This window comes from Lacihabitans sp. CS3-21 (assembly GCF_024343675.1).
Classification (GTDB): domain Bacteria; phylum Bacteroidota; class Bacteroidia; order Cytophagales; family Spirosomataceae; genus Leadbetterella.
In genome coordinates this window covers 66,910-79,284 of sequence record NZ_RJUD01000014.1, presented here as the reverse complement: position 1 = coordinate 79,284, position 12,375 = coordinate 66,910, and the positions used below count along the sequence as shown (strand labels likewise).

8 protein-coding genes are annotated in these 12,375 nt (G+C 39.5%); all 8 read right to left on the bottom strand.

The genetic code is table 11. From position 1 onward, the window contains the following. Positions 1 to 6: 6 nt before the first annotated feature. Genes EGI24_RS10250 through EGI24_RS10215 form a run of 8 tightly spaced genes read right to left on the bottom strand, consistent with a single transcriptional unit; the run spans position 7 to position 12,345 of the window. Positions 7 to 1,161: an esterase gene (locus tag EGI24_RS10250; protein ID WP_255048286.1), complete on the bottom strand. Its 1,155-nt coding sequence runs from the start codon at positions 1,159 to 1,161 to the stop codon at positions 7 to 9. Between the two features lie 22 nt (positions 1,162 to 1,183). Then, positions 1,184 to 3,259, bottom strand: a complete 2,076-nt coding sequence (locus EGI24_RS10245; RefSeq protein ID WP_310586079.1) for an alpha-L-fucosidase — start codon at positions 3,257 to 3,259, stop codon at positions 1,184 to 1,186. Positions 3,260 to 3,291: 32 nt separating this feature from the next. Then, positions 3,292 to 4,842: a carboxylesterase/lipase family protein gene (locus EGI24_RS10240; protein WP_255048285.1), complete on the bottom strand. Its 1,551-nt coding sequence runs from the start codon at positions 4,840 to 4,842 to the stop codon at positions 3,292 to 3,294. 7 nt (positions 4,843 to 4,849) lie between these two features. After that, positions 4,850 to 5,734: an alpha/beta hydrolase gene (locus tag EGI24_RS10235; RefSeq protein ID WP_255048284.1), complete on the bottom strand. Its 885-nt coding sequence runs from the start codon at positions 5,732 to 5,734 to the stop codon at positions 4,850 to 4,852. A 59-nt stretch (positions 5,735 to 5,793) separates the two neighbouring features. Further along, positions 5,794 to 6,633, bottom strand: coding sequence for a sialate O-acetylesterase (locus tag EGI24_RS10230; protein ID WP_255048283.1), 840 nt, complete (start codon positions 6,631 to 6,633; stop codon positions 5,794 to 5,796). A 4-nt stretch (positions 6,634 to 6,637) separates the two neighbouring features. Next, entirely contained in the window at positions 6,638 to 8,191 is a 1,554-nt protein-coding gene (locus EGI24_RS10225; RefSeq protein ID WP_255048282.1) for a glycoside hydrolase 43 family protein, read from the bottom strand. Next, positions 8,188 to 9,861 (bottom strand): glycoside hydrolase family 43 protein, encoded by a 1,674-nt coding sequence (locus EGI24_RS10220; protein WP_255048281.1) that lies wholly within the window; start codon positions 9,859 to 9,861, stop codon positions 8,188 to 8,190. Before EGI24_RS10220 ends, EGI24_RS10225 begins: the two co-directional genes overlap by 4 nt. Positions 9,862 to 9,888: 27 nt before the next feature. Next, entirely contained in the window at positions 9,889 to 12,345 is a 2,457-nt protein-coding gene (locus EGI24_RS10215) for a glycosyl hydrolase family 95 catalytic domain-containing protein (protein WP_255048280.1), read from the bottom strand. Between the last annotated feature and the right edge of the window lie 30 nt (positions 12,346 to 12,375).

Genomic DNA, 12,375 nt, shown 5'->3' with positions numbered 1-12,375 from the left:
TTTCAATTATTTAAAAAGAATAGGCAGTGTTTCGTTCATGTATTTTTTCACATTCATCCACGTATGGCCGCCGTCTGTAACATAGCTTTTGAAATTGATTTTCTTTTCTTTTAAATAATTTTCCCATTCCAAAGTGCCTTTGTATAGGAAATCTTCCCTGCCGATTCCTGAAAAAAGGAGTTTAAAATCTTTGTTGGTTTTGGCAGGATTTGCAGTGATATTAGTAAAGCTTTTGTCCATTTCAGCAGGAGAAATATATGAGGCATAACTACATACATAAGCAAATTTATCTACGTTGTTGAATGCAGTTCTGAGTGTTTGACCGCCTCCACGTGAAAAACCACCAATGGCACGATTGTCCCGATTAGCAATTGTGCGATAATTTTTCTCAGTAAAAGGAATGATATGCCTAATGAGGTCTATTTCAAACATTTTCATTCTCCGAAGTGCATCTTCTCCATCCCTGCTCATAACATCAGCAGGCTTGTCTTTGCCTGTTTGTTCTGCAATTTTAGCCATCGGATTGCCATAAGGCATCACCACAATCATCGGCTTGGCAATGCCTTCCGAAATCATATTATCTAAAATAAGATTGGTTTTGCCTACTTTCCAGAAAGTTTCTTCCGTATCTGTAGTGCCGCTAATCAGGTAATAAACGGGATATTTTTTTGACTTATCTTTGGTATAACCGGGTGGCGTATAGACCACTAACGTACCCGTGGAACCCTCGACAGATGGATAATAATCATAAGAAACCGTACCGTGCGGAACATTTTTCAAGGCATAAATAGCAGGAACATCTGATGGGATTTCTACCAAACTCCCTTTAAATCGTTCATTTGGGAAGAAAGCCACATTGGCTGGATCCATTACAGTTACACCATCAACTTTAAAACTATAGGGATAAATATCTGGCTTTATTGGCCCGAAAGTTACTGACCATACACCCTCGGTATTCTTCGTCATGGGTACATCTACCGCTCCAAATTGCCCACCTCCCAACAAAACAGTAGTAGCATTTGGTGCCAAATACGAGAAAGTTACCGTTTTGTCGGGATTTACCTTTGGCGAAATAACAAATGGTCCACGAGGTGGCTGTGAAATTGCAAAATGTACCAAACAAACCAAAAGTGTCACTATAAGTAAAATTTGTTTTTTCATATTTTAGAGTATTTAGGTTGAATTATTTTGTTAAAATATCGATTTCGGCATAACCAGAATTTGAGTTTTCTTTAATGTTTTTCAAGGCTTTCAGTTTAATAAATCGTGCTTTGGTTTGCTCAAAACTTTTGATTTGCCAAGTTGGATTGTTTTTGATATTGGAAAATTCGCCCTCGCTCATCAGCTTCCAAATGCTGCCATCGTCTGACACAAAAAACTGATAATGTGAAATTATACTGGCATCTGCCCACCAATTTTGGTCTGAGAGGTAACGAAATCCTACTAAATTTTCCACTTTACCCAAATCGATGGTTAGTTCGGTAGGTGCTTTATATTTTTGCCAAGAAGTATATTCGTTTCCATCCAAAACCTTCAAGGCATTTTTATCTTGCTCAGCAACGATAGTCCAATTTTTACGAGCGATGTCAAAAGATACCTCAGCTACCGCACTCGATAATTTATTTTGAGGATTAAATGAAATGGCTTTTACAGTAAGTTTGCCCAAATTAGAAGGTACAGCAGCTGTGTATTTGAATGATTTTGAGGTTGGAAGTGAACCATCTAATGTATAAAACACTTCAGATTCCGCATCGGTTTTTGAGATGTGAACATCACCATTTTGGTTACGACTGATCATTGGAGGCCTTAAAATTATAGGAGCTTGGTAAACCTCCATATTATTTATTAGCGGGCATGCTTTTGCATCCGTAATATTTAGCCTGATTTTGGTTGCTATAATAGTTTTAAATCTTAAAATTCGTTTGTACCCAATGGTGGTTTCTATGGCTATTTTTTGCCATTTTCCATTAATATTGGCTTCCAAAGTGAAAGCTTTTACTCGCTGACCCAACTGAATGGGTTCTTGTACCAAAAAACGATTGAAAGAAGTTGGCTTTGTAAAAATTATCGTTAATGAGCCACTTGTAAGACCATCATCTGTGGCCCAATAAGTTTTTGCGTCATTATCAATAGCTTTTTGGGCAGAAAACTGGCTGCTTTTAGACCGTACATTGCTGGCTTGAATTTTTGTATTTTTTAATAAATTTTTCCCGAAAGCTTCTTTTCTTGCCTTCGCAAAATCCAGCACATTTTTTTCGTCTGTTTCATGAATCAAACCATTTGGCATAATTGGGAAATTTAGCAAAAGCGTACCGTTTCTACCTACAGAATTGTAGTATGTATCCATCAATTGAGGCAGCGTTTTTACTTTTTTGTCCTCTTTGGGATGATAAAACCATTCTGGACGAATAGAAGTATTTACCTCACCAGGCACCCAAGCATTACCATTTTCTACACCATGTCTAAGCATATCTTCTGGCACATCACCTGTGGCATTCAACAAACTCCAGTTGGTTTCGCCGACATAACCCGACTCTGTACCGACCCAACGTAAATCCGCACGGTCGCCGCCGTCATTCCAAATCACAATATTGGGTTGAAGTTTACGAACCAATTTGTAAGTATTTTGCCAGTCATAATAGGTTTTTGCATCTATTTTGCGGTTTTCATTCGCTCCCCCATAATAACCATTTCCGCCATTGGCACCGTCAAACCAAACTTCAAAAATTTCACCATAATTGGTCAAAAGTTCAGTCAATTGATTTCTGAAATATGTGATATATTCGGGTTTGCCGTAGTCGGGGTGATTTCTGTCCCAAGGGGAAAGATAAACGCCAAATTTTAGCCCGAATTCTTTACAGGCATCGGCCAATTCCTTCACCATATCGCCTTGCCCATTTTTCCAAGGAGCATTTTTCACGGAATAATCGGTGTATTTTGAAGGCCACAAACAAAAACCACTGTGGTGTTTTGCCGTGAAAATTACCCCTTTCATACCTGCTTCTTTGCAGATGCGTGCCCATTGTCTCACATCTAATTTATCGGGATTAAATATTTTAGGGTCTTCGTTTCCAAAACCCCAAGCCTCATCCGTATAAGTATTTACGGAGTAATGAATAAAGCCGTAATACTCCATTTGCTGCCAATGCAGTTGATTTTCGGTAGGTATTGGCAAAACTGGCTTTGGAGTTTCATTTTGTGCAAACGAAAAACAAAATGTAAAGCATGAAAATATAACAATCAAGAACCCTTTTTTCATATAAATTATTAAATCAAATTATTCGAAATATTTTATTTTGCCCATTCTTTACCTTCGGCAGTTCTTCGCCATTCAAAATATTTATCCAAAACTTTCAAAGATTCTTCGCTTGGGACTGTTCCCATTTTTGGGCTTTGTTTAAGGTGCATTACAGCATGATTTTTCTTGGTATATTCTTTCCAAACTGGCAAATTTGAACCATTTGGATTGCCATATTTTGCAAAATTTGTCCAATAACTCATCATAGCTTCTGAAATACTTTCGTCGGTATCTGTTTTTAAACGGCTTTTTGGGTCGGTATGGCCAAACACAAAACCTACATCATGCCCATGCGGTGTACCTTGGCCATGCTGCGGAGAACCTTCGGGAAAGTCGGGGTGTTGGTCAAAATAATAGTAATAAACTTTGGCTTTACTGGTTTTGGCTTGAAGATTTGCCCAAGCCCAAGTTTGCCAACCAAAAGCTGCATCACGAGCTAAGTCACGGGCAGTTTTGGGTACATTATTTTCACCAACTGGGTAAGCTTTTATCAATTCATCGGCAAATTTTCCATAACGTTTATTCACCCCATCAATGTAGTCTTTCGGGGTTTTTGGTGGACTAAAACTTAAGCCTTCGTCTGAATTATAGCCCACCAAAATTGCAGTTTTGTTGTATTTCCCTTGTTCGTATAGCTTATATTGGTCGTCAGGAATTACATAGCCATCTACAATAGGCCAGCCGCCGGGCTGTCCAAATCCACCTGGTAGTTTTTCAGCAGGAATCGCTCTCATTTCAGCGAGAGATTTTGCACCTGCTTTTTGCATGAATTCTACGCCTTGGCTTTCTGCCAAAGACAATAACTTCATATTTTCGCCTGGATAAGTAGTGATTCTGTTTGGTCCAAAGGAGCCTCCACTTTGTGAGATAGCACCATGAAAAAGTCCTTTGGCCAAAGGCGAGGCACATAGCATGCTTACGGCAATACCACCTGCCGACTCCCCAAAAATGGTAACTTTATTAGGGTCTCCTCCAAATGCTACAATATTGTTTTTTACCCATTCAAGTCCTGCAATCATATCTAACAAACCGTAATTTCCTGAAGTTTTTTGAATAGTTTCGGCACTGAGTTCGGGGTGAGCCAAAAATCCCAATTGACCTACACGGTAAGGTATAGAAACATAAACTACACCTTTTGCTGCCAATTTTTCGCCCGAATAAACGGCTTCTGAAGTGGACCCAAAGGCAAATCCGCCACCATAAATCCATACCATAACGGGTAGCTTTTCTTCAGCTTTTTTTTCGGGACTCCACACGTTCAAATACAGACAATCTTCGCTTTTTCCCGAAGGTGGATTTCCGCCTTGATATGGTGAAGACCCAAATTTGTTGGCAAGTTTTATGCCTTCCCATTTGGCTGCTGGCTGAGGTGCTTTCCAACGAAAATCTCCAACAGGCGGGGCAGCAAAGGGAATACCTTTGTACACTTGCAGGCCATTCTCGGTAGTACCTTGTACCAAGCCATATTGAGTTTTTACGGTTTGTGCAAAGCTAAATAAGCCTGTAACCAAAATGAAAAAAATTAATTGAACCGTCCTTTTCATATCTTTTTTATTTAATCAAATTATTCCTTTCCATCCAATCAAAAAGTGGGTTCATCCAACCTTTTTGGCGGAAGATAAATCCGTGGTCTCCTTTCGGGAAAACGTGCATTTCTACTTCGACTTTGTTTTTACGCAGTTTTTCAAAATAATGTATACTATTGTCCACATCTACCACTTTATCGTCGGCAGCGTGAGTGAGCCAAGTGATAGGCGTGTTGGCTTTTACCTGTAATTCATTTGAAAACAAATCTTTGTCTTCTTGCGAAGGTGTTTTGCCAATCAAGGCATCACGAGAACCTCCGTGCGTAAGTGCATCTTGCATCGTAATCACTGGGTAAACGAGAATCTGAAAATCAGGGCGAAGATTGGTATTTTGAGGATTTTCGATGTATGATTTTTCAAAATGTGTTGCGGCTGTACTTGCTAAATGCCCGCCCGCATTAAAGCCCATTACCCCGATTTTGTTTTTATCGATTCCATATTTTTCAGCATTTTCACGCAAGTATTTAATAGACTGCTGCACATCTTGCAATGGTCCGATTTTCTTATCCTGCATGATTTCATCGCTTGGCAAACGATATTTCAACACAAATGCAGAAATTCCTTTTTCAGCCAAACTTTTGGCCGTTCCGAGTCCTTCTCCATTATAAACAATCACTCCATAACCACCACCCGCAATTACCACAACTGCCGTTCCATTTGGTTTTTCGGGCTTGATGTATTCGAGGGTTGGATGAATGATTCCTTTGTATAAGCCACGTTCCGCACCAGACTCAGTTACGCTCGAAGGCTTGGAATTTGGTACCCCATTTGGATACAAGGTTATTTTTTCTTGCGAAAAAGCGGAAAATCCGCAGAGAAAGGTAGCTATTAATAGGAATTTACTTTTCATTATAAGGTTGAATTAAAAATATAAGTCACTGTCTATGAGGACAAAGACAACAACTTATTCTATTTTTTTGAATATTGCATTAATGCCTCAGCATAACGTTTACCAAATTCACGAATACCTGCTGAGTCGAAATGCAAACCATCTTTGGCGGCTGTAAGACCATTTGAGGACACCACCACTGCATTTGGTATGCTTTGTGGAAGCGTAGCAATAATGGCATTGTGGCTTGCACATTTGCCGCCTTGCTCAGCAGCCACTAATTCTCCAGCCAACAAAGGGATGGAATTCCGGGCTAGGTTTAAATCGGCTAAAATATCATCGTAAATCTTTTTTACTTGGGCTGGCCAAGTTTTGTCACCCGTATTTGATTCTCCTTGATGTAGCAAAATACCTTTAATTACTCCTGATTTTTGAGCGATTTTGGCCATTTCAATCAATCTTTCATAAGGATTGCCTCCATATGCATTAGCCATATTTATCATCCAAGGCTTTTCTTTGGCCGAAGAATCGAGGTAGGCTTTGTAATTTACTTTATCAAAAATCTCAATTTTACTTCCTGCCACTGCCACATGGACTATGCCCAATTTTTGTTTCTTTTTCATAGATTTTAGCAGAGTTCTTCCAAAATAATCGGCTGGCGAAAGGCGAGTATCGCAACGACAGAGAGGCGGTTTAGCGGTGTACCATTGACCTTTTTGACGGTCGATTTTTGGGCAATCTAAGGCTTCCAAGACTTTAAATCGGCTGTCGATATTAACAGTATCTTGGGCTTCGATGCGTGCCGCACCTTCCATATTTGACTGACCAATGCAGAGATAGATATGGAATTTTTTATCTTGAGTGAAAGCTTTTCCAATAAATAGAAATAAAGCAAATGAAAGTAGTATCTTTTTCTTCATGATATTAAAGTTTCGAAATTTTACCTTCTATTCTGAAATAGTCGAAATCTGCAAAGCCACCGATTTCTTTGGTGGCGTAATTGAAAAGGCTGAATCTATACCCCATAAAATGCGGTAGCGTATAGGGCATTTTCAAAGGTTCACCGATTTTTGTCCATGATTTTCCATCAAGACTATAAAAGAAATTAGCAACGTCTGCTCGGTCTTTGAAATTACATTCAGCTTTGAAGTAAAGGGTGTTTTGAGAAACTGGAACTTTCTCAATTTCAACAGCTTTGCCACCCTTGGTACTTACCATGATAATAGATTTTGTGCAGTTTTCGTTTTTCAAACCTACAAAACCATAATTCTTCTGAAGTAAACCCAAGCCCGCAATATCGCCATCTTTCATTTTTGAAACATCAAGGGCAATCGAACCAGTGCTTTCTGGACCAATGGTACGTTGTGTAAGAGTATTTTTAGCAGATACGAATGAGGTATCGATTCTACCTGTTTTTAAGCGAAGAAAGCCTTTTCGTTCAGTAATTGACCACAGATTATTATCAGGATTATGATTCCATTGCCAAACTAAGGGCAGTTTTGCGTCTTCTTTTTTTCGAGTAAATTCATCAGTATTTACCAAATTTGGAATCAAAGTTTTATTGGCGGGCAAGTTCAAGGTCAAGGGTACTTTTCCATTTTCGCCCAAAATTGGCCAACCGTTTTTCCACTCGACAGGCACTAAATAAGGAATACGCCCCACACCGCCATTATCACGGAAAAGATAGGAAAACCAACGCCCATCTGGCGTGTCAATCAAGCCACCTTGAGCTACGCCCAAATCTTGCAAGCCAATTTTTCCTTCCCACGGACCAGTGATTTTGTCGGCACGGTGAATAAGGACAGTTCGCATTCCGCCACGCGGCCAAACAATATTGAAAAGATAATATTTGCCATTGTGTTTGAAAAGCTGTGAGCCTTCGGCTTGTAACATAATTGGGGCATTGGCAGCCGCAGAAGCATTTTCAATCAAAACTTTTTCTTCAATTCCATCAACTACTCCACTCAAATCAGGCTTTAGTTCTAAAATTTTGAGCTTTCCAGCTCCATAAATGAGGTAAGTTTTACCATCGTCATCAAATAAGATGCTGTGGTCGTGGTAAGCAGGAGCAAAGGATTTTTCTTTCCAAGGTCCTTTGATACTTTTTGATGTATAAATATGCGTTTTGCCCGATGTAGCGGCAAAAGTACTGACCATAAATTCGCCATTATGATGGCGGATGCAACTCGCCCAAGAACCTCGACCGTAGGTGTTTTGACCATTCGTTAGATTCATGGCATCGTTTTCCACCAATCTATCATAGCAGTAGCTTTCAAGTTTCCAGTTTACTAGGTCTTTTGAACTCATAATTGGCAAACCTGGACTCATGTGCATAGTGGTGCTACTCATGTAATACGTATCGCCCACCCGAATCATCGACATATCGGGTACATCGGCATGGATGATTGGGTTTATAGCTTGCCCAAACCCTATCTGACCTACCAATAGCAATAAACAAATATTTAAAATTGTTTTCATTTCAAAACTGGGTCGTTTCCGCTGTATTTTAAAAACTTAAATGATGCTTTATTGTCTGATTTTTCACCGTTTGAAGTAGCATACATAGCATATACATTTCCAATAAAACCGCCTGAAAATTTGGTAGAAAGGTGCTTACCATCTAAGTTTTCGGCAATTATTTTGTAGTCTTTACCATTTTCTGAAATCTCGAAATCGACTTTATCTGCTTTTGAAGTTATTTTTAAATTCAATTTTCCATTGCCAACATCAAGGGTATTTATCAATTCTACATCTTTTTTGCGATGAACACTTTTGTATAATTCAACCTGAGCTTTACCATCTTTAATAGATTTTGCCAAGAAATAATAATGGCTTTCGTCTTGATAAATCACCAAACCTGCTTTCTCCTTTTCATTTTTTGGCGAAAAACTCAATTCGGTTTCGGCAGTTGAATACATGTGTTGCTGGCGTTTTGCAACAAAAGATGGATTGCTCAAATCTGAAATTGTTTCGGGCTTTAAGTTTAAAGTTAAACCATCTTTTTTTGAAGTGCTAAATGAAGTTTTGTCAATTGTTCGCAAGTGCATTAACGAAAGGTCAAGACCTTTATCGAACTTCATGGTATAAGCAAAATTGCCATTTTGTGGCAATGCACCTTTCTGTTTTACTTCTTTGATATTGGTTTTGTATTTATACTCGATGACTTTTTCTCCGTGTTCAATCATTGGCCAATCGTTTACCCAAGTAAGCGGAGCAATGAACATTTCACGACCCGTATTGTAATAATCACCTTCGTATGGGCGGACGGCCAAGAAAATAGAATACCAATTACCGTCTGGTCCTTCAATAAATTGGGCGTGTCCAGCCGAAGTAATTGGATTTGGGCGGTCGGCGGGTAAACCTCTTTGCGTTAATACTGGATTTCCTTCATAAGGTACATACGGCCCCCAAATATCTTTGCTACGCAGAGCCACTTGCGAGTGATTCACCGAAGTTCCGCCTTCAGCACAATACAAAATATACCAATCGTTCCGTTTCAAAATATGTGGGCCTTCAATCCAAACTGGTTTTTTAGTAATATCTACACCCCCGTTTATCAATTGCTTTTTCTCGCCAATCGTTTTCAAGTTTTTGTAATCAAACTCATAAATTTGCACTGTACGGTGGCCAGAGTAAAGTGGCTTATTATCAGGTGCATCACTGTTGTACACCACGTAAGCTTTATCGGTGGCTTCATCGAAATAAATCGAAGGATCGATGCCACGAACTTGCGGCATTTTTACGGGGTCGCTCCACGGGCCGGCTGGGTTAGTGGCTGTAACCACAAAATTCCCGTCGTGGTCTATATCGGTACAAGTAACGTAATAAATGCCTTTGTAATAAGTAATGGCAGGAGCAAAAAGCCCACGGCTCATACGCTCGCCCATAAAATCCATTTGTGATGGACGTGTGATTACATTCCCTATTTGTTTCCAGTTTTTCAAATCACGGCTGTGCATGATGGGCAAGCCTGGGAAATAGGAGAAAGTAGAATGTACAGAATAATAATCTGCACCTACTTTAACGATGCTTGGGTCGGGATAAAATCCTGTTAAGATGGGGTTTGTAAGGGTTACTTGTGCTGAAGCCATTTTTACACAACAAACCAATACTATGATAGTACAAATTTTTGAAACTGTTTTTAACATTGAAATCTTTGTTTAATTCGTTAATTTTTATAGAGATAAGGTGATAATTTGTCCTTTTAGAGTGGCAATATCGTACAATTTAGTTACTGCCAAAGTTGGTGCTTTTAAAGTTGCTTTTTCTGAAACAACAGGTTTGGCTGTTTCATCTAAACTATAAAATGGGTTGGCATTTTTGCCATTTGCCTCTTTTAGTTTTGCTCCATTATTTTGTCTCAATTCATTTGGTGTACGTAATCTAAGATTTCCTCCGAGATGAGATTTTACGACCAATTTCACCAATTTGGCATCTTTCCATTGCATTTCTACAATTTCAAAACCTCCGATAGCTTTCAAACCCGAAATTTTACCCGAAGGCCAAACATCTGGTAAGGCAGGAAGTAAATGCACTGCACCATCACTGCTCTGCATCAACATTTCGGTAATACCAGAGGTGCAGCCAAAGTTTCCATCAATCTGAAAAGGTGGGTGAGCATCGAAAAGGTTATTGTAAGTACCGCCCGCACCACGCTCGTTGCCGATGGGTGTCAGTTGATTTTGAATCAATTTGTAAGCATGATTGCCGTCTTGCAATTTCGCCCACCAGTTTACTTTCCAGCCCATACTCCAACCTGTCGAAACATCGCCTCGGTAAATCAGAGAGTTTTTTGAAGCCTCAAAAAGTTCGGGTGTGCGATAAGCCGAAATCTGATTCGATGGATATAGTCCATAAAGGTGCGAAATATGGCGATGTTGGTCTTTTGGGTCGTCTATATCATCGAGCCATTCTTGCAATTGATTGTGTTGCCCGATGTGCATGGGTGGCAATTTATCTCTTAATTTTTTGAGAGAATCAACAAAAGAAACATCTTTTTTGAGTATTTGAGCCGCACTGATTGCCTTGCTGAACACATCGAAAACTATCTGATTATCCATCGTAACGCCTGCATCAAGCGAAGAACCATCGTGTGCTGCAGGAGCATTTTCGGGCGAATTTCCTGGGTTTACGACTAACCAATTATTTTTTTGTGGGTGTGGAATCAAAAAATCGGCATAAAATTGTGCCGCTCCTTTGAGTGCAGGATATGCCAAAGCCAAAAATGCTTTATCGCCAGTGTATAAATAATGTTCCCATAAATGCTGACTCACCCAGCCACCACCGGCTGTCCACATTCCCCAAAATGCTCCGTCAATTGCACCTGTTGCTCGCCAAATATCGGTATTGTGGTGAGCCATCCAGCCTTTTGCACCGTACATATCTTTAGCAGTTTTCTGACCAGTCACCGAAAGTTCTTGCACCATTTTCAAGAAAGGCTCGTGCAGCTCCGAAAGATTGGTCTTTTCGGCAGGCCAATAATTCATTTCGGCGTTGATGTTGATGGTATATTTACTGTCCCACGGTGGATTTATACGATGATTCCAAATTCCTTGCAAATTGGCAGGTTGTCCACCTGGTTGTGAAGATGATATGAGCAAATATCGCCCAAATTGGTAGTACAGAGCCACCATTTGAGGGTCGTTGGTATTTCTGAAATTTCTCAGGCGTTCGTCAGTCGAGAGTTTTACGGCATCGGTTTCACCCAAATCAAATTTTACTCGATTAAATAATTTTTGATAAGCTATAGTGTGGGAGTTTAGTAACGAACTGTAAGTTTTAGAGTAGGCTTTGTTTAAATATTCGATGGCACGTTTATTTTCGTCACCATTTAAATCTTGATAATTGTTAAAATTAGTAGCAATTGAAATGAAAATTGTAGCAGAATTTGCTCCTTTCACTATCAAAGAGGTATCGGTTGATTGAAGGCTTCCACCTTCTAATTTTATTCGAGCAATTCCCTTATACTCAACCATGCCTTTTACGCTTTCGTGGTCGCTTGTTGTACCCGAAATTGTTAAATCTTTGGTTGGGGTAGTGGCAATCGTTTTTCTTTTTTGTGGAGAGGAAATATTGGCGTTGAATGATACGTTTCCGCCTTTGCTGGCAGATATTTTCATTACAATTACTCTATCGGCCAAAGAAGCAATTGCTTCACGGGTATAAACCACATCGCCAATCTGATAGGTTGTTTTTGAAATAGCTCTTTCAATGTCTAATTCTCGGTAATAATTGGTGAAGTTTTCATGTCCATAGAAAACTAAGTTGAGACTCCCGACTGGTTCAAATTTTTGTCCATGTGAAGTTTTGGTGATAATGGCCTGATTGGCCAATTTTTCGGCCTCTTTGTGGTTGCCTTCAAAAATCAGTTTTCTAATTTCGGCTAAATTCTCAAGAGCCTTTGGATTATCGTTTCGGTTGGGGCTTCCACTCCAAACCGTGTGTTCGTTGAGTTGAATTATTTCCTTTTCTACATTTCCATAAATCATTGCACCCAATCGACCATTTCCAATTGGCAGTGCGTTTTCCCAGGTGTTACCTGCTGGTTGCTTATACCAAAGTTTTAGGGGAGTTTTTTGAGAATACCCAAATTGAGCAATTAATATAAAAAGTAAAATAGAAAATTTTTTCATGCCAAAATCCGAAAAGAATTTAAAGAATTG